This window comes from Nodularia harveyana UHCC-0300, assembly GCF_034931085.1.
GTDB classification, from domain to species: Bacteria; Cyanobacteriota; Cyanobacteriia; order Cyanobacteriales; family Nostocaceae; genus Nodularia; species Nodularia harveyana.
The window spans coordinates 54,192-74,932 of the sequence record NZ_JAYGHG010000001.1 but is presented as its reverse complement, the minus strand read 5'-3'; the positions used below and the strand labels follow the sequence as shown (position 1 = coordinate 74,932).

Here is a 20,741-nt window from a genome sequence, read left to right as displayed (position 1 = left end):
TGCAATGTAAATTTTATCAAACATAGTACTTTCCCTGATCCAAATAGCGAGATGATCAATGAAGATTGAGTTAAGTTCCCACTGGGTATTTGTCTAAGTTAAACGAATACTTGTGGTCTTTTCCCAGTCGAGAACCAATTTAAAGGTAATTGTCATGAATACTGTTTTAGTCGTTGAAGATGGTTTGACTGATCGAGAAATGATCAGTCGTTACTTACAGCAAGCTGGTTACAATGTAGTTAGTGCTACTAGTAGTGAAGAAGTTCAGGGCAAAATAGATAGTAATAAGCCAGATGTAATATTTCTGGATGTGATTTTACCCGGTAAAAGCGGATTTGAAATTTGCCGAGAATTGAAAAATAACCCCAACACTAGCAAAATACCTATAGTTTTTTGCTCAACTAAAAATACTGATGTCGATAAAATGTGGGGAAATATGCTAGGTGCTGAAGCTTATCTTGCTAAACCTATAAATCAAGAGGAATTAGTTGTTACTCTGAAAAAATTACTGAAGTGAAACTGTTCTATTTGAAAGATTGACTGAAGCTGATCATCTATATCAAAGGACTAATAACTTTGGAAAACAAACAAAAATTTTTAAGTTTGAATCTGGGTACAAAGGATACAGCAGTCATTTCTTTAGAAAAAATCACAGAGGTTTTTCAAGTCTCATTGGCAGATATCTGTAATGTTCCCCAAATGCCAAATTGTGTTTTGGGTATCTATAACTGGCGTGGTGAGATGCTGTGGTTAGTAGATTTAGAGGAAATGCTTGGTTATCCACCGATTTTACAAGGCACAAATTCCCTCCTTCATCTGATGGCGATTGTTTTAGAAAGGGAAGGTAAATATTTAGGTTTATTGGTGCGGTCTTTGATGGATATTGAATGGCTAGATACCAATGAAATTAAACCTATATCTGCGGAATTATTCTATCCAGCTATGTCACCCTTTTTAAAGGGGTACTTTATTAATAGTGCTGAGGAGATGATCTTAAGTTTGGATGCGACAGCAATTATTCAATCTCCTATGTGGGCTATGAATAATTAATTCTATTTGCCTACGGACTAGTAATAATAATTTTTGAGGTGCTTGAAATGACTATTTCCTACCAAAATAGCTACGAAGACGAGTCAACAATTCCTGTAGAAGAGTTAGAGAATCAAAATGGTGGTAGTAATATAGCGGATATTACTAATGATGCCATGTTTGAACTGAATGCAATTTCCCAAGAGTTTAAAAATTGGCGGCGACAGTTTCAAGATATTACAAATAGAATGCGTCAATCCTTAGATATGGAAACGCTGCTACAAGTGACTGTAACACAACTGAGGTCTAAAATTAGTTGCGATCGCGCCTTGGTTTATCAGTTTACAAATCTGGAATCTGGCACAGTTTTATCAGAGTCTAGAACCAGAGGTTGGACACCGACTATTAATGAAAATCTTCCTGGTATTCTCTTTGGTTTGTATACTAGTGCAGATTATTTAGACCCTGTCGCTATTAACGATATTAATCAGGTACAGTTGACACCTTATCAAAAGCAACTGTTAGAAAAATTTCAAATTAAATCTAGTTTAACTGTCCCGATTTTAATTCAAGGTAAAGTCTGGGGTTTATTAGCAATTAATAATTGTGCTATAGACCGCCAATGGCAAGAAACCGAAACTACTCTGCTAGCTCAAATTAGCGCAGAACTAACCTACCGTTTGCAAAGCTTTGAATACCAAAAAGAATTAGAACAGCAAGCCTTAGCTAAAAAATCCGTAGCTAAAGTTATTGGTAAGATTCTGCGGATATCAAACTTGGATCAGATTTTTAGCACCACAACTCAGGAAATTCGTCAATTATTACGGTGCGATCGCGTCGGTGTTTACCGTTTTGAACCTGACTGGAGTGGTAAATTTATCTCTGAATCAGTGGGTGAGAATTGGATAAAAATGGTGACACCAGATTTTAAAATGGTCTGGGAAGATTCACACCTACAAGAAACCAAAGGCGGACGTTATGCCAAGGGTGAAAGCTTTGCAGTCAATGACATCTATCAAATGGGTCATGCTCAATGTCACATTGATATTTTAGAGCAGTTTGACATGAAGGCATATATAATTGTGCCGATTTTTGCCGGGGAACAATTGTGGGGTTTGTTAGGAGCTTATCAAAATTCCGGCCCTCGTGAATGGCAATCGTCGCAAGTCAGCTTTTTAACTCAGGTAGGGTTGCAACTGGGTGTAGCCATTACCCAAGGTGAATATCTCCAACAAGTACAAATCAAATCTGAGCAATTAGTCCAAATCGCCGCCCAAGAAAAAGCGCTGACCAAGACAATTAACCGGATTCGCCAAGCTTTAGATGTCGAAAGTTTCTTCAAAACCACCACCCAAGAAGTGCGCCAATCATTACGGTGCGATCGCGTCGCCGTTTATCGTTTCAGTGAAGATTGGGGTGGTAAATTTATCGCCGAATCAGTGGGTAACAATTGGGTCAAACTAGTAGGGCCTGATATCAAAACCGTCTTAGATGACACCTACCTACAAGAAACCAAAGGCGGTCGTTATAGCAAAGGTGAAAACTTTGTGGTTAATGACACTTATACAATCGGTCTTGCACCTTGTCACATTGAAATATTAGAGCAGTTTGAAGCCAAAGCTTATATTATTGTTCCCATCTTCTTTGATGATAAATTATGGGGCTTATTGGGAGCTTATCAAAACTCCGGAACTCGTGAATGGCAACCCTGGGAAGTTAACTTTTTAACCCAAATTGCCCTACAATTTAGCCTCGCCAAATCACAAATAGATTATCTGGCAGAAGTGCAGGTAAAATCAGAGAAATTAGCTCAAATCGCCGAACAAGAAAAAGCTGTTACTAAGATAGTAAACCGCATTCGCCAAAGCTTAGATGTAGATGAAATTTTCAAAACAGCCACTCAAGAAGTCAGGCAATTACTAAGATGCGATCGCGTCGCCGTTTACCGTTTCAATGAAGATTGGGGTGGTGAATTTATCGCCGAATCAGTAGCTCAAAATTGGGTGAAACTAGTAGGTGTTGATATCAAAACCGTTTGGGATGACACCAACCTCCAAGAAACCCAGGGAGGAAGATACGCCAAAGGTGAAAGCCTAGTAATCAACGATATCTATAAAGCAGATCATTCTTCTTGCCACATTGAGATCTTAGAGCAATTTGAAATTAAAGCTTATATCATAGTTCCCATCTTCTCTGGGGACAAACTCTGGGGCTTATTCGCCGCTTATCAAAATTCCGGAACTCGTGATTGGGAAGAAACCCAAGCCACCTTATTAGCACGCATTGGCGACCAGCTAGGGTTAGCATTACAACAAACAGAATATCTGCAAAAACTACAAGCCCAATCATCAAAACTAGCAGAAGCCGCCGGAAGAGAAAAAGCCGCCAAAGAACTACTGCAACAACGCTCTATTCAACTCTTGACAGCCCTGAGACCAGCCCTGGATGGAGACTTAACAGTCCGCGCCCCCATTACCGAAGACGAACTAGGGACAATTGCCGATGCCTATAACAATACATTGCAAGCATTGCGACAAATTGTTATTCAAGTCCAAAGCACTTCTCAACAAGTAGCCCAAACTTCCATTACTAGTGATAATTCCCTAGCGAAACTCACAAATCTCGCCAAACAACAATCCGAAGAAATTACCACAGCCCTCAACGATATCCAACAGATGGTAGAGTCTACCCAAGCAGTGGTAACTAACGCTGATTTGGTGCAGTTAGCCTTGCACAAAGCTAACCAAACTGTAGAATCTGGTGATGCAGCCATGAACCAGACAGTGCAAGCCATCCAAGGGATTCGGGAAACCGTCGCCCAAACCAGTAAAAAAATTAAACGTCTCAGTGAGTCTTCCCAAAAAATCTCCAAAGTAGTCAACTTAATCGGCAATTTCGCCACCCAGACAAACGTACTCGCCTTGAATGCAGCTATTGAAGCCACTCGTGCTGGTGAATATGGTAAAGGCTTCGCAGTTGTAGCCGATGAAGTTCGTTCCCTCTCTCGCCAATCAGCCGCCGCAACCATTGAAATTGAAAAATTAGTCGAGGAAATTCAAGCAGAAACCGGAGAAGTAGCAGTAGCGATGGAAACAGGGATTCAGCAGGTAGTAGAAGGAACAAACTTTGTCGGTGAAACTCGGCAAAATTTAAACGCCATTGTCTCCGCAACTGCCGAAATCAGCCAACTAATTGAGCGGATTACCGCCGCCACCCAAAAACAAATGGGTCAATCTGTCACAGTCACAGCATCCATGCAAGATGTGGCAGAAATTGCTCATAAGACTTTTACAGAATCTCAAGAAATTGCTACTGTCTTGCAAGATTTATCAGGAATGGCGCAAGATTTATTAGCAACTGCTAGTAAATTTAAAGTCAAATAAGTAGGGAGTAGGGAGTAGGGAATAGGGAGTAGGTAATGACAAGTTATGGAATTCGCTCTTATCAAGATTTGAAAGTTTGGCAAGAAAGCATGAATTTGGCTGAAGCTTGCTATGAGCTAACAAGGAATAGGGAAGCATAACATTTCCCAATCCCAAACTCCCACTCCCAATACCACTCCCCACTCCCCACTCCCCACTCCCCACTCCCCAATCCCCAATCCCTAATCCCTAAACTATTATGATTACAGATGCCGAAATTCGTGAACAAGGCTATATGTATTTTCTGGAAGAAGCACCAGATTTATTACATACTATTCAACAAGAACTATTTACCTTATCAGAAGATTTTAGTATTGCCAAAGTTCATAAATTAATGCGGGCTAGTCATACCCTCAAAGGTGGTGCTGCCAACGTAGGGCTAGAAGTCATTAAGATGATTTCTCATTCTTTAGAAGATGTGTTTAAAGCTTTTTACAGTCCAGATGTGGTACTTGATACTGAACTGGAAACACTGTTGATGCAAGCTTATGAATGCCTCAGTCTAGCCCTGAATAGACAACTAACAAATAGTCCTATTGATAATGAAGAACTGCTGCAAAGATCCGCATTAGTTTTTGCGAAATTACAAGAAAAACTCGGTGATGCTTATGGGGATGAAACGCATATTCCTACTTCTGAAGAATTGGGTTTTGATATTGTTAAATCTATCTTTGAATCCGGTGTCAATCAGCGTTTAGAAAGTTTAGCTGAAACTATTAAGAATCCTCCTGATGACCCAGAATTTATCGAGTTTTTAACTTCTCAAGCTGAGGTATTTTTGGGGTTGGCAGAATCATTGAACTTACCTGGTTTGGAAGAAATTTCTCAAACAATTATCACAGCCCTAGAAGCTAATCCCCAGGAAGTATCTCATATTGCGTTACTAGCTCTTATCGATTTACAACAGGCTCAAAAAGATGTGCTAGCAGGCGATCGCACTTGTGGCGGCGCACCTTCCCCAGAATGGCAAAAACTCACAACTGTCATTCAAGATCAGTTATTCCCATCTACTGAAAACTTTCTCAACAACTGTGAGGAATTTTATGATTTTTTAACAGCATCTAGCAATACTAAAAATGAGCAAATTAAACCCACAACAGCCAAGTTATATTTAAAAGTCATATACCATATTTTTGGCTGGTTCAATCATCAGCAGCAAATACCTAAAGAACAACTAGAGTTATCTTTGCTGATTCCCAAATCAGAGGCAGAAAACCAAATAGATTACATTACTAATTGGTTAAATGAATTTTTGAATTTTGTCGAAGATGAAGAAGATAGCTATAGCCTTTGTCTTTATCGCCACGGTGTAATTTTAATCATTCTGCTAGCAGTTACTAAATTTCAATATATATCTGATAAATCTGACAGCTATCACCTGTTAACGCACAGTTTACAAACTCAAATTCGGGAATTAGCCCAAGAATATAAAAACTATCCTCCTGTTAATAGTCAAGAAAAAAATTGGCTCGACAGTTTTAAATTACGACAGTTACTAGTCTTTCAAGAAATTTCTCCTACTGACTCACATATAAATAATGATTTAGTAGAAGAAATATGGGGAGGAGAAGCTGATGCAAAGATTACTAATGAGGAAGTGGATAAATCATTAGCTGTCAGTGAAGAGGTGGTTACAGATATTGTCGAAACAGACATTACACCTATTGCTGATGCACCTATACAAACTCAAGCGGAAATACCAGATAAATTTGAACCTCCAGAAACTAAAAATTATCGCAAACCGACATTCATTCGTGTAGATGTTGATAGACTACAACGGCTGAATTATCTCGCAGGGGAATTACTAATTTTTCAAAAACGCCGGACACTTCATGATGAAAAGATTGGGGAAATGTTGCAGCAATTATTGCAGCAATTTAGCAGACATCAAGAGACTTTACATCAGTTGAGGGATTTACCTTTACAGATGCAAAATTTTACATCCGCCTCTACACAGAATTTTGCCTCTGTGAAATTTGACTCTCTAGAAATGGATATATATTCCGACTTTCATCTGTCTTTGCATGAAGCGATGGAAGAAACTATGCAATTACAAGAAACTACTGAATCTTTGGAATTACTTCTGAAAGATGCTAGTCAAATTAGTGACCAAAAACAGAATTTAGCTTTTAGTATTGTCGATAATTTAGTAGAAGCGCGGTTATCACCTCTGGGGACTGTGTTTAATCGCTTACCTCAAATGGTGAAACAATTGGCGACTGTCTATCATAAGCTGGTAGAATTGCGGCTAACTGGTACAGATGTGCTGGTTGATAAGGCAATTGCTGAAAAGCTTTATGAACCATTGCTGCACTTAGTGCGTAATGCTTTTGATCACGGTATTGAATCTCCTGAAGTTCGCCAAGCAGGTGGTAAACCAGAACAAGGAACTATCGAAATTTGCGCCTATCATCAGGGTAGTCAAACGGTGATTGAAGTCCGAGATGATGGTAAGGGATTAAATTTTGAGCGTATTCGCCAGAAGGCTGTTGACCTTGGTTTTATAGGTGATGATGATCCTAGAGGCTATTCTTCTCACTCGGAACCATCGTTGTTAGATTTGATGTTTTTTCCGGGATTATCTACTGCTGACCAGGTGAATGAGGTTTCTGGACGCGGTATGGGTTTGGATATTGTGCGTTCTCAGTTAGAAGCACTCAATGGTTCTATTTCAGTGCAATCTTCGCCTCATCAAGGTACAACTTTTATCCTCAAAATACCTTTTTCTATGACTACTGATACCTTAATGTTAGTCCAGGCGGGAGGGGTTGTTTATGCCCTACTGTTGGATAGTATTGCTAAAATATTGATTCCTTCTACTCAGCAAGTCAAGGAGTTTGAAGGTAAACGAGTTTTACATTGGAATACTGATGATGATGACAATATGGTCAACTTGCATCGCTTGTCTGACTTGATTGACTATCACGGTTCTTTATCTCATGGTAGTAGTCTAAGAAACCATGCTGCTATTACCAATGAACTGGGAGTGATGAAAAATCCTGTACTCCTACTCAAGCGAAATCAAGGTGTTGTTGGTTTAGAAGTTGACCAAATCATTGGTGAACAAGAATTGGTGATTAGACCTTTAGGAAGTGCGATCGCACCGCCGAAATATGTTTATGGTTGTAGTAGTTTAGCCAACGGAAATCTGATATTAGTCATTGATGGGACTCTACTGCTAGAGTTTCAGGCTAGACCAATTAAATTAGACGTACCAGCATTACCAATATCTGACCATTCACAGCTACCAGCGTTGTCAGGGTCTATTACCCCCACCATACCTTTATTGAGTGCCTCTGCACCAGCACAACTCACTCAGTCTCTCAAGCCAAATCACAAAACTGCAAAGGTAATTTTAGTGGTGGATGATGCTATTAGTCTGAGACGCACTCTTTCTCTGACTTTAGAAAAGTATGGATATCAAGTTATACAAGCACAAAATGGTGCAGAAGCTTTAGAACAGTTGCAATGTCATCCAGAGATTGAGGTGATTCTCTCAGATTTAGAAATGCCGCGCATGAATGGTTTTGAATTGTTAAGTCATCTTCGTCAAAACCCCAGTTACGTTAATATCCCCATTGTCGTGTTGACTTCCCGCAGTGCCGAAAAACACCGTCAGCTTGCTACGGAACTGGGTGCAAATGCTTACTTTACTAAGCCTTATTTAGAGCATGAATTGATTTCTACTCTCAATGATTTGAACGGTGAAGCAGTGTCTGATTCTACTTCTTTTGTAGAAGTATGAAAATTTGCTAGTGAGTAACAAGATACCCTACCGTTCTGAGAAGTTGGGTGTCTTTCATACTTGATATAAAGGAAATGAAATTAAAAATTCTGTGCCATTTCCAGGGGAAGAAATACACTGTATTTTTCCTTGATGTTTTTCGGTGATAATTTTATAGCTAATAGATAAACCTAAACCTGTACCTTTCCCTATAGGCTTGGTAGTAAAAAAAGGGTCAAATAATTTATTTTGCAAGTTTTCAGGAATACCCATACCATTATCAGCAATACTAATAATTACTTGATTATCCCTAGAAAGTTCAGTACGAATCGAAATTTGCGGTTCTCTCGCCAAATTATGGCTGATTATAGCTTCTTCTAAAGCATCAATCCCATTTACCAAAATATTCATAAATACCTGATTAAGTTGTCCCACATAACAACCTACTAATGGTAAATTACCATATACTTTAATTACGGAAATTTCTGGACGTTCAGAGTTAGCTTTCAAACGATTTGCTAAAATCATTAGCGTACTATCAATACCTTCATGGATATTTACCGCTTTGATTTCTGCTTCATCCAATCTGGAAAAATTGCGTAAAGATAAGACAATCTCTTTGATTCTTTTAGCTCCTATTTCTATGGAAGCTAGTAACTTAGGGAAGTCTTTAGCTACAAAATCTAGTGCAATGTCTTCTGCTATTTCTTGAACTTCTCTAACTGGCTCAGGATAAGATTTTTGATAAACTTGTATTATTTTTAATAAAACTTGAATATATTCTTTGGCAGGTTCAATATTACCATAAATAAAGCTAACTGGATTGTTAATTTCGTGTGCTATACCCGCCACTAATTGACCTAAACTAGACATTTTTTCGCTCTGGATTAGTTGATTAGCTAATTGTTGAGCTTTATATTCTAATTCTGCTAAAATCGCGGCTAATTTTTCATTAGTATCAGCCAATTCTATTTCACGCAATTTGATAGTTTCAAAAGATTTCTCCAAACTTTCGGCCATATAGTTAAATGATTGTGCCAATTGACCAATTTCATCATTGTTAATTACTTTTGCTTGTTGATAAAAGTTTCCTTTCGTCAATTCTTTGACGACTTGAGTAAGTTCTATAACTGGTTTAGAAATTGTTTTAGCAACTAAAATCGCGGCAAGTATGACAAAAACAAATGTAATTATAATTAAAATAATAGTAATCTTTTGTAATGTTTTTAAAGTGGCAAAAGCTTCTGCTGTATCGATTTTGACTAGCAGACCGCTATTTAAGGAAGGTAAATACCTCCAAGCCGCGATAGTTTCTTGACCTCGATAATCAGTGGTAATACCAAAGCCTTTAATCCCCTGAGAGGCCTGATTAAGTGGGTGTGATTTCTGCTGTTTAATATTAATGGTTCTGTTAAAAGCAGCATTACTATCATGGCGTGTGGGTGAGTTAAAAACTATGGTTTGATCAATTTTTGAAACTACAATAGTTTCACCAGTTTTACCCAAGCCAATGTAATTATTAACAACTTTATTAAACTCTTGATTATTCAGTTTTAATACTAATACACCAATAATTATGTTATTCTTAAAGATGGGAGCGGCAATAAAAGCAACGGGTTCTTTAGTATTTAAATGATAACCAAAATTAGATATTTCAACTTGCATTAATGTTTTGGCTCTCTCAAAAACTTTAGCAAGTTCTGAATTTTTGTAATCTCCTGTATGAAAATTTTCCCCAAGTTCTTGACCAAGTTTGACTGAAAAAATAGCATCTCCAGGCTGAGATATGAAAATAATATCGGAATAACCAAATATTTCTAAATAATTGGTAATAAAAGTTCTATACTCTCTATCTAATTTTTTAGATTCTGGTGAATTAAGTCCAAATTTTTCAAATACCTGTTGATATTTTTCAGCAGCATCAATTATATGAGGAATTTGTGTAATAGCTTTGGCATTATTTTTGCGTTGATTAATATAGTTTTCCAACCATTTTACTTTGCTATTTGCTGTAGCAATCAGGTTATTTTCAACCTCTTTTTTCTGCGAACTACTGGCGATATAATAATTTAAGCAAGTAATCGTTGTCAGAGGTAACAAGGCAATTATTAAAAACCATAATATTAATTTATTGACTATTTTGGTATTGTTCAAATATCCACTCCAAATTTATCTTAACCAGGGTTTGCCCAATTATTGTTCCAGCCTTGATAAAGAGATTTGAGAAAAGTTTCCCATTCAGCCTGAGAACGGGAAAGGGGATAAGGTTGGGGGCGAATTGGTTTATCTGAGTTCCAGACAATTTCAAATTGTCCGTCTAATTTAATTTTGCCAATGCGCACTGTCTTCCAGGTATGTTGATTATCAGGGTCTATATATACAATGCCTTCTGGGGCGTGAAAACTTTGGTCTTTGATATTTTCTCGAATAGCATTGACATCATCTATACCTGCATCTTTAATTGCTTGCGCCCAGAGATGAACTCCAAAATATGCAGCTTCAATGGGGTCGGAGGTGACTCGTCCTTTACCATATTTTTGCTGAAACTTTTTGGTAAAATCATGATTATTGGGGTGATCAATACTCTGAAAATAATTCCAGACTGCATAGTTACCTACTATGTCTGTAATCAAGAAATTACGTAGTTCTTCTTCGGCAATACTAAAGGAAATAGTGGGAATTTTATCGGCAGTAATTCCAGCATTTTTTAAGGCTTGGAAGAAGTAAATATTACTGTCGCCATTAATAGTGTTTAAGATAATATCTGGTTGAGTCTCTACAATTTTTTGGATGACTCCTGCAACATCTCTGCTACCTAAAAGTATATATTCTTCTCCGATAATTTGACCTTGTAATGCTGTAACCTGGTCTTTAATAATGGCGTTGGCTGTGCGGGGAAAAATATAGTCAGAGCCTACTAAAAAAAATCTTTTTCCTAAATTATCAAAGGACCACTTAACGGCGGGAATGATTTGTTGATTAGGTGCAGCACCTGTGTAGACTATATTGGGTGAGCTTTCTAGTCCTTCGTACTGGACTGGATAAATAAGTAAATGATTATATTTATTAAATACAGGACTGACTGTTTTCCGACTAGCAGAAGTCCAGCAGCCAAAGACGGTAACGACTTTTTCTTGTACAATTAGTTGTTCGGCTTTTTCAGCGAAGGTTTGCCAATTAGATTCGCCATCAACGACAATTGGCTGAATTTTTCTACCCAGAACACCACCTTGAGCATTTATTTCTGCAATAGCTAGTAAGGTGGCATCAACCACAGACCTTTCACTAATGGCCATTGTGCCAGTTAGAGAATGGAGAATTCCGACTTTAATCGGTTTTCTGCCAAGTGAAATTTGAGTATGAATGAAAAAAAATATGATTATGCTTAATCCAAAAGCTAATAATAAAAGAACATTTTTTTTATTGTTCATTGTTATCAATAGCCAATCTCAGTTTTTGATGTGCTTATATATTATTCAATTCCAGTGTTAGCTATTTTCATTAACTTCACCAAACTTAATTAACAGGGCGATCGCTATACTTACACCAAAAATTAATGTCATACTTAAGGCTGAACCAAAGCCCCAATTTTGAGTAGCTCCGAGGAACTGATTGTATACTAGTCGCGCTACTGTCATACTAGAAGTTCCACCCAATAATTCTGGTTCAATAAAATCCCCTAAGGCGGTGATAAAAACCAACATTGTCCCAGCAATAATTCCTGGTAAAACTTGCGGTATGGTGACTTTGACAAAAGTTTGTAGGGAATTTGCACCTAAATCGGCAGAGGCTTCTAATAATCGTTTGTCTAGTTTTTCTAGGGAAGCATAAAGGATTAATACCATATAGGGTAATAAGCTATAACTCATGCCAATTAATACGGCTGGTTCTTGGTAGAGTAAATCTATGGTGGGTAAGCCTAAAGTGCTGAGAATAGTATTTAGTAAGCCAGTGGGACGTAAAATTGTCATCCAGGCGTAAGAACGCAGGACAGAGGATGTCCATAAAGGGAGGACAAAGCCTAATAGTAGCAAGTTTCGCCAGCGCTGGGGTGACATTTGTGCAATCCAATAGGCGACGGGAAAGCCGAGAATTAGGCAGATGATTGTGGTACTCATTGCTAGTCGTAGCGATCGCCAGATGACTTTCAGGTATAACGGGTCTAGTATCCGCAAATAGTTATCTATGCCACTGGGATTAACGATTTCCCCTGGTCTAATATTGGGAACCAGGCTTAATTGGAAAATTAGCAGTGTGGGTAGAACTAATAATAATAGTAACCAAAGTCCAGATGGGGCGAGAAATATTAAAGGTTGCAGCCAATTCATTGGGTTTCTATTAGGTGTTTTGGCTTTGGCAATATTCCCAGATAATTTGATTTCAGGAGGACGATTTTTAGTAGACACAATAATGATGGGGATAAAATATTAGCTAATAGTTAATTCAGTCCAGTAACGCTCATAAACATCTTCAAAATCACCCAAGGGTTGAATACGTTCGCAATTTTTGAGGATATATTCTGGGGGAAACCAGCTAGGATTATTTTGGATATTTTTGGGTAATTGTTCAAACCCAGCACTATTGGGAGTCGCCAGGCTGAGACGTTCACTGATACTAGCGGCTACTTCTGGTTGTAACATAAAGTTAATCCAGGCATAAGCACCATCTAAATTAGGTGATGTGTTGGGAATGACAATGGTATCAGTCCATAGTGACGAACCACTGCGGGGAATTATATATTTAAATCGGGGATTTTCCTGGGTAATACGGATAGCATCTGCGGAGTAACACATGGCTAGGGTTAGATCTCCGGCTAACAGTTGGTTTTGCCAAGCGTCAGTGTCAAAAGAGGCGATCGCAGGTTTCAATTCCACTAACTTTTGATAAGCTTCTTTGAGTTGGTTTTCGTCTTGGGAGTTGTATGAGTAACCCAACATTCGCAACACTGCACCCATGACTTCCCGGACATCATTTAACAAGGTGATCCGCCGATTTAATTGTTCTCGGTTTTGCCACAGATATTCCCAGTCTTCGGGTGGATCAGAGAGTTCGGCAGAATCGTAAATAAAACCGGTGGTTCCCCAATTAAAGGGGATGCTATGCCGATTGTTGGGGTCATAACTGGGATTTTGAAATTCTGGAAATAAATTTTTTAACCCAGTCAGGCGGTCATGATTAATTTCGGTTAATAAACCGTCTTCTACCATCTTCTGCACCATATAGTCAGATGGATAGATCACACTATAGGTACTACCACCACCAGCTGTAATTTTAGCCAGCATGACTTCATTGGAGTCATAAATATTGACCAACACTTTTAGCCCGGTTTGGGTGGTAAATGTTTCCAATAATTGTTTATCGTAATATTGTGTCCAAGTGAAAATATCTAGTTGATCGCTGCGGGGAGAGATGTTACTAGATTTGACATTACCCAATTTCCAGCCACAACTAGCTAGGGACAAACTGGAAAGTGCGGCGATCGCTTGTAAAAATTGCCTTCTGTTCTTCATGTCACTACTGATTAATCGCTACACAGTCACTTTCTCCCCACCAAGCATAAATCGTTGTGTGACTGTCTGGTAAGTTCCCCAGGGTGTTGGGTTGCAAAACGTTAATACTCACACCGTTAGCTAATTCCACTACATAATTAACGTGAGTGCCTAAATACATGACATTTCCCAGTCGCCCTTCAAAGCAGTTAGTCATGTCATGGGGGCGATACAGTGAAAGTTGAATTTTTTCCGGACGCACACTCACCACGACCGCTTGAGATAATTGAGATGGGGTATCTACACAACGACTGACAACTATTTTTAACCCAGTTTTTGTGGCAATTTCTAGGGATGAAGATTCGATATGAGTGATTTCACCTGCAAATAAATTGGTATCACCAATAAAATCAGCGACAAAGGATGTTTGGGGATGTTCATAAATTTGTCGAGGAGTACCGACTTGCTCAATTTTGCCTTGATTCATCACAGCGATGCGATCGCTCAAAGACATAGCCTCTTCCTGATCATGTGTCACCATAATGAAAGTCAGTCCTAAGTTTTTATGTAAACTCGCCAACTCCAACTGCATTTCTTTCCGCAGTTTTAGATCTAAAGCCCCTAAAGGTTCATCCAGCAATAACACAGTGGGACGATTGACTAAAGCCCTAGCTAAAGCCACCCGTTGCTGTTGACCACCAGAAAGTTGACCGGGAAAGCGCGATCGCAAGCTTGCCATTTTTACCAGCCCTAAAGCTTCTTCAACTCTAGTTTCCAGTTCCGATTTACGGAGTTTTTTTTGCAGTCGTAGTCCAAAAGCAATGTTATCCCAAACATTCAGATGATTAAACAACGCATAGCTTTGAAAAACCGTATTTACAGGTCGGCGATAAGGCGGAACGTCAGACATTGGCTGACCCTGAATCAACACCTTACCCGCATCAGTCATTTCAAACCCAGCTATTAACCGGAGGATAGTTGTCTTACCACAACCAGAAGGGCCTAAAATACTGAAGAATTCGCCCTGTTTGACATCTAAATCTACTCCATGTACCGCCGGTTCTTTGTTGAAAAACTTGAACACATGACGCAGTTCAACATCCAGTGGCTGAGACGTTGTGATTTGATTCTGATTTTCCGTAACTGTTTGAGCCATAATCTTAAGTAGAATGCTCTGATATTAGGTGATTTTCTCAGTTAATTTAGTCTATTAAAACTGATAATTCCGTACTTTGGGATTGGAGAATCTATAGATTATGTAGTATAAAAGATTATTGAAACTTCAGCATAATCTTATACATATTTGTCTAGTTTAGAAAACTTATTTATCTTATGTCCTTCTGGCAACCATCCCCACTGAGGGTAAACAAAAACACACGTACAGTTGGGCGAAATTTTCAGCCCATCTTTTTAATTGTATTTACCTTGCTGATGACCACCACAATCGGCGTGCGGTTAGCATACTTACAAATTATCACCGGAGCCGCATATCGTTCCCAGGCGGAGTCTAACCGGGTGCGGACAATTGCCAAACAACCAGAGAGGGGTAATATTTTTGATCGCAATGGCAAACTTTTAGCTAGTAACCGTTCCCCTCGTTCTGTATATCTCTGGCCCATGACCCATACCCAGCCTGGGTGGTCGGTTATAGTTTCACGTCTAGAGAAAATTCTCGATATCCCCAAAGCGGAAATAGAAAACACATTAGAAGAAGCGGGCCCCAACTCTTCTTCATTAATTCTCATCGCGCGTGACTTGAGTGAAGCCCAAGTTACTGCCATCAAAGAGTATGAAAATGAACTCAAAAATGTAGAAGTTCGGACTTCAGCCATACGCTATTACCCCGAAGGTAAAGTATTAGCCCATGTCCTCGGCTATACGCGAGAATTAACTCCCGAACAGTTAAAAGAGAAGCGAGAGTTAGGCTATCGATTAGGAGATGTCATTGGTCAGATGGGGTCTGAAAGGGCTTATGAAAATCTGCTGCGGGGTGAATGGGGTGGTCAGCAACTTGAAGTAAATGGCTCAGGTCAGTTTATTCGGGTATTGGAAGATAAACAGGCCAAACCCGGTAATGATCTAAATTTAACTATAGATTTAAATCTGCAAAAGGCCGCAGATAAAGCTTTGGGGAAGTACAACGGTGCTATTGTGGCACTTGACCCCAATAATGGCGCAGTCTTAGCGATGGTATCTCGCCCCACCTTTGACCCCAATATCTTCTCTAAACGAAAACTGACTCAGCAAGATTGGCAATCTGTACAAGGTGCAAACGGTCCTTTAGTTAATCGCGCTCTCAGTGCCTTTCCTCCCGCCAGTACATTCAAAATTGTGACTACAGCAGCTGCGCTGGAATCAGGTAAATTTTCTCCCAACACAGTTCTACAAACCTACGGTTATTTAACTATTAGTGGTCGTAGATTTGGTGAGTGGAACCACGCCGGCTTTGGTCCTTTAGGTTTTGTGGGTGCAATGCAGTGGAGTAGTGATACTTTCTTTTATCAAGTTGCTAGGTCAGTGGGCGGCCCGACTTTGATTGAATGGACTCGTAAATTTGGATTTGGTAAGAAAACCGGCTTTGAGTTTACCACGGAAGAAGCCAGGGGTTTAGTACCGGATGACCAATGGAAACGCCAGACTCAAAAGATGCCTTGGACTATTGGCGACACCATTAATATGTCAATTGGTCAAGGTTCTTTATTAGCTACTCCTTTACAAGTTGCGGTCATGTTTGCTGTTCCAGCTAATGGTGGTTACCGAGTCCAACCGCATTTGCTTAAAGATAATGAAGAAGCGAGAAGTTGGCGAGAATCTATCAACATGAAGCCTTCCACTTTGAAAATTTTGCGTGATGGACTCAGGAAGGTGATAACTCAAGGCACTGGAAAAGTTTTAAATAAGCCTACACTTCCACCCGTAGCTGGTAAAACAGGAACGGCTGAAGCATGGCAGAATGGCGTGAAAAAAAATCATGCTTGGATTGGTGCTTATGCCCCGGCCGATAAACCAGAAATTGTGATTGTCGCTTTTACTGAACATTCTGGCGGCGGCGGTGGTAGTCTTGCTGGCCCGATACTTTTAGAAATTATGGAAGATTACTTTCAAAGAAAATATCCTGGTAAGTATCAGAAAGCCAAATAAATGGGGACTGGGAAGAAGCCAGGGGAGATAAATTCGACTTGTAGCCAAATTATTCTCCGATGCTCCTTTTTCTGGGAACTGGGGTTTTACTTTCGCTTAACTTTACCAAGGAATGATGGAAGTTATCGCCCTTTTTTCAATATTCTTGAGTTTCTTTTGCAGTGAGAAAAATCGCTTTATATATCACTCATCAATCTCGCTCTTCTCAGGATAAATTGCATAGCTGTTTCCTCTTTGGAGATAATGTCAGCTTTGGTATTCATCCCTGATTGGATGCGACATTGGCGATCGCCATTTCCAAATGTCATACTTTCTGGCTGTACTGTGGCTTCAAAGTAACTTCCTGGTAGAGCTGTAGCCGCTACTGCACCGGTGTTGCTTGTAGCTGTCATCACATCTGGAGATACCTGACTGACCACAGCTTTCAGAGTGCCATAATCAGGATATGGACAAGCATCAACCCGTAATATTACCTCTTGACCAGCTTCAACTTTTTGAATATCTCCGGTGGGAATCATCGCTTTAATTACCAGAGGTGCGTTTTGGGGAACAATTTCCGCCACAGCTTCGCTAGCCCGCACCACTTGACCGGGGTTGCGTAAATTCAGCTTGAGAATAATACCATCGCTAGTAGCACGAATAATATTACCTTGCTGCAAATTCACTACTTGTTGCAGTTCTTGGCGTAATTGGTAGAGTTGATTTTGCATATCAACCCGCCGTTGAATCAAAGCTTGTTTTTCTTTATTTAAGGTGGCGATGGTTGCTTCACCCCTAGCAGTTTCTTGACCAATGCGGATTTGAGCAATTTCTACTACCGCCTGAGAAGGATTCAGGGCTGCTTGGGCTAAGTTTACTTTACTTTCAGAAATGTTTACGGCTTCTTTGGCTGCGACTAGGTTCGATTCCGCCTGCTTTACCAACAGAACTTGATCATTATATACATTGCGACTCACTACACCATTTTCTGACAATTCCTGGTAGCTATCGCGTTTTTCTCCCGCGCTTTCCAACATAGCACGAGCCATTTCTAAATCTGCTTGTGTTTTTCGCAATTCCGCTTCCGCTACTTTCAATTCGTTCTTAGTAGCAATTTCCCGGTCTTGGTAGTCTCTTTGATTACGTAGTAAATCAGTTTGGGCTGCATTAACTGTCTGCTGGATCAGTCTTTGTTCTGCCAGCACTTGATTATCTAAAGACTCAATTTGCGCATTAATTTGAATTAGTTGTAAACTATTTTGTTGAATACTTCCTTGCAATTGTCTCTGTCTAATTTGCAGTTCCTGAGAATCAAGAATAGCAATGATATCGCCTTCTTTGACAACCTGATTTTCTTGAACTAGGATTTGTTCAATAGTCCCTTCTTTCGGTGGTTGTACAACCCGAACTTCTCCCGCAGGACGAACAGTGGCCACTGTTTTCACCGTGACATTATATTTCACCAATGAAGAAACTGCGATCGCCGAAACCACTGTTCCCATCAGCGCCACTCCAGCCAAGGAAGTCCAAATACTAACAGGAGGCAGAAAATCCTCAGTTTTGATTGCGGGTAGGACTTTTTCGTTATGAGTATATAGCATATTTTTTAAGAAAAATTAGGACTGAATTAATCAATGAACAAATCTAAATGTTCTCCTGGTGTTTCCTGAAAATCTTTTAAATTTCCTTCCTGCTTTAACTTACCATTTTCCAACATCACAACCCAATCAGCCCGACTAATTACTTTTGGACGATGAGTAATTAAAATTGTAGTTTTTCCCCGACGATGGCGAAATAACTGTTCTAAAACTTGTGCTTCACTCACAGGGTCAAGTCCACCTGTAGATTCATCTAAAATCAGAATAGGTGGATCTGTAATTATTGCTCTCGCTATTGCTAACCTTTGGCGCTGTCCCCCAGAAATATTCGCCCCAAACTCACCTAAAATAGTTTGATATTTTGCAGGTAGTTTCACAATAAATTCATCAGCTTCGGCAATTTTACAGGCTTTAACAATCTGCTCAAAAGAAGCATGGGGCGCTCCTAGTCTAAAGTTTTCTACTATAGAACGACTCCAAAAGTGAGCATCTTGAGGAACCAATATTACCTGTTCCCTCAGACAATCTAGAGACAGGTCTTGAAGATTAAATAATCCTATCTGAATATTACCAGAATTTATCGGGTACAACCCCGCTATTAGTTTGGCTATGGTACTTTTACCACAACCAGATTTGCCAATTATAGCAGTAACCTTACCACCAGGAATCGTCAAGGAAAAATTTTCTAACAGTTCAAGTCTACCAGCATAGTGAAAATTCACATTACTGCAAACAATATCTGTATCACCGGGAATCATCGCAAAAGGCTTTTTCCCATCATTTTCATTTTCCGGAGTCGCGTCTATCACTTCCGTCAAACGTTCCGTAGCAGTTTTCACTATTGTGAATTGTTGTACAAAACCAATCACCATCGCAATTAACCCTACGAAATTTGCGTTCATCGCATTGAATGCAAATAACTGTCCAATGCTGAGATTCTCAGCCGGATTAATCACCAAATAGCCACCGAACCAGAGTAAAATCACACTGCCAATACTAGAAACAAAACCGGAAAAACTACCATTAATAATTCCAATCTGCATTGTCCGGAATGCTAAGTTACTCAAAACCCCAAATTCACCTTGCAATTCATCCTTAAATTGTTGTCCTGACCCGGTAGTTTTGAGGGTAAGAGCGCCTTTAAATGTTTCTACTAACAGTCCTTGAGCTTCTGCATTTTTAACTAAAAATTCTCGGTTCTTTTGCTGTAAAGTCGGGAGAAAAACGATGGTAGATAAGGTCATGAATACAGCAATAATTACCGCTACTATCGTCAATTTCCAGCTATAGAAAATCATCAAGCCCAGAGAAATCAACGCAATAAAAAAGCGGCTGGGTAAGCTAACAACCACCTGAGATATTAATTGATTAATCTGCTCAATATCCCGCAGCCTACTGACAATTTCTCCACTGCGCCGGGCTTCGTAATAAGCAAGGGGTAATTGCAAAATTTGTCGCCCAAAATCCAGCACTAACCCTAATTTCAGGCGTTGGGCAAAGTGAGCGATTAAGTTAGACTGTACATAAGACAAGCTAGTAGAAATAATATTCATTACTACTACAGCCATAACTACTGTAGTCAGTAAACTCGTATCACCCCTCACTAGCACATCATCAGTGAGGATTTGCAATAAAAAGGGAGAAGCCAAAGACAGTAACCCCAACATCAAGTTGAGAGGTAAAGCTTGGGCGAGTATTGTGCGATAAATCCAAACCCGTTTGAAGAACCGAAAAAATCCCCCTACTTCATCATCTTTTTGAGCAAAAAAGCGGATAGGATCTGGTTCTAGCAGCAACATTAACCAGTCTGTCCAACCCTGTACTAAATCTTGGCTAGACAGATAACGCATTCCTACAGCTGGGTCAGCAATCAGATATTTTTTGCCTTTTTTACCGTATAAAATTACCCAGTGATTTCCTTTCCAGTGAATAATTGCCGGTAAAGGAGCTTCATCCAAACGCTTCAGTAATTCTGGTGAGGTAGTCACAGGTTTAGCAGTAAAACCCAGTGTTTCTGCACCCCGCCGCAGCCCTAACAAAGTTGTGCCAAATTGTCCAGTTCCTACCACTTCTCGGACATGGCTGAGGGTAAAATTGCGCCCGTAATATTTAGAAATTGCTGCTATACAAGCTGCACCACAGTCTTCTTCACTATGCTGTCGAACAAATTGGTATTTCATGTGCAAGTAATAATGAAATTCCCCTAGAAACAGCTACCCGATTTCGCTTCAGATAATTCTATGAATAATATCAAATTATTAATCAATACCCATAATAAAATTTATGTTACTAAATTCAGTTCAATAATGAAACATAATATGAGAAATCACTACTTACCTGGGGTTTAATGGCTAGGGCG

At 39.4% G+C, this 20,741-nt stretch carries 12 protein-coding genes; 5 read left to right on the top strand and 7 right to left on the bottom strand.

Annotated features, from left to right (window positions below):
- Positions 1 to 154: 154 nt before the first annotated feature.
- The 4 genes from VB620_RS00340 (at position 155) to VB620_RS00325 (ending at position 8,196) form a co-directional block, all read left to right on the top strand.
- Positions 155 to 517 carry a response regulator transcription factor gene (locus VB620_RS00340; RefSeq protein ID WP_323194132.1) on the top strand — a complete coding sequence of 121 codons (363 nt, stop codon included), beginning with the start codon at positions 155 to 157 and terminating at the stop codon, positions 515 to 517.
- Between the two features lie 59 nt (positions 518 to 576).
- A complete protein-coding gene (locus VB620_RS00335) occupies positions 577 to 1,050 on the top strand; it encodes a chemotaxis protein CheW (RefSeq protein ID WP_323194131.1) in 474 nt (157 codons plus the stop codon).
- Positions 1,051 to 1,097: 47 nt separating this feature from the next.
- The gene (locus tag VB620_RS00330; protein ID WP_323194130.1) at positions 1,098 to 4,412 is read left to right on the top strand and encodes a GAF domain-containing protein; all 3,315 of its coding nucleotides are present in this window, start codon (positions 1,098 to 1,100) and stop codon (positions 4,410 to 4,412) included.
- 238 nt (positions 4,413 to 4,650) lie between these two features.
- Complete coding sequence (locus VB620_RS00325) at positions 4,651 to 8,196, top strand: hybrid sensor histidine kinase/response regulator (protein WP_323194129.1); 3,546 nt, start codon at positions 4,651 to 4,653, stop codon at positions 8,194 to 8,196.
- Between the two features lie 54 nt (positions 8,197 to 8,250).
- Here VB620_RS00325 and VB620_RS00320 read toward each other — a convergent pair whose 3' ends face one another.
- The 5 genes from VB620_RS00320 to VB620_RS00300 form a co-directional block, all read right to left on the bottom strand.
- Positions 8,251 to 10,329: a sensor histidine kinase gene (locus VB620_RS00320; RefSeq protein ID WP_323194128.1), complete on the bottom strand. Its 2,079-nt coding sequence runs from the start codon at positions 10,327 to 10,329 to the stop codon at positions 8,251 to 8,253.
- Between the two features lie 20 nt (positions 10,330 to 10,349).
- Positions 10,350 to 11,606 (bottom strand): urea ABC transporter substrate-binding protein, encoded by a 1,257-nt coding sequence (urtA, locus tag VB620_RS00315; RefSeq protein ID WP_323194127.1) that lies wholly within the window; start codon positions 11,604 to 11,606, stop codon positions 10,350 to 10,352.
- 57 nt (positions 11,607 to 11,663) lie between these two features.
- Positions 11,664 to 12,503 (bottom strand): ABC transporter permease, encoded by an 840-nt coding sequence (locus tag VB620_RS00310; protein WP_323194378.1) that lies wholly within the window; start codon positions 12,501 to 12,503, stop codon positions 11,664 to 11,666.
- A 99-nt stretch (positions 12,504 to 12,602) separates the two neighbouring features.
- Positions 12,603 to 13,685 carry a polyamine ABC transporter substrate-binding protein gene (locus VB620_RS00305; RefSeq protein ID WP_323194126.1) on the bottom strand — a complete coding sequence of 361 codons (1,083 nt, stop codon included), beginning with the start codon at positions 13,683 to 13,685 and terminating at the stop codon, positions 12,603 to 12,605.
- Between the two features lie 4 nt (positions 13,686 to 13,689).
- Positions 13,690 to 14,820 (bottom strand): ABC transporter ATP-binding protein, encoded by a 1,131-nt coding sequence (locus VB620_RS00300; RefSeq protein ID WP_323194125.1) that lies wholly within the window; start codon positions 14,818 to 14,820, stop codon positions 13,690 to 13,692.
- Between the two features lie 176 nt (positions 14,821 to 14,996).
- Between VB620_RS00300 and mrdA the strand changes: the two genes are divergently transcribed.
- Positions 14,997 to 16,805, top strand: a complete 1,809-nt coding sequence (mrdA, locus tag VB620_RS00295) for a penicillin-binding protein 2 (RefSeq protein ID WP_323194124.1) — start codon at positions 14,997 to 14,999, stop codon at positions 16,803 to 16,805.
- 176 nt (positions 16,806 to 16,981) lie between these two features.
- Here mrdA and VB620_RS00290 read toward each other — a convergent pair whose 3' ends face one another.
- Positions 16,982 to 18,385 (bottom strand): HlyD family efflux transporter periplasmic adaptor subunit, encoded by a 1,404-nt coding sequence (locus VB620_RS00290; protein WP_323194123.1) that lies wholly within the window; start codon positions 18,383 to 18,385, stop codon positions 16,982 to 16,984.
- Between the two features lie 26 nt (positions 18,386 to 18,411).
- Complete coding sequence (locus tag VB620_RS00285; RefSeq protein WP_323194122.1) at positions 18,412 to 20,562, bottom strand: peptidase domain-containing ABC transporter; 2,151 nt, start codon at positions 20,560 to 20,562, stop codon at positions 18,412 to 18,414.
- Between the last annotated feature and the right edge of the window lie 179 nt (positions 20,563 to 20,741).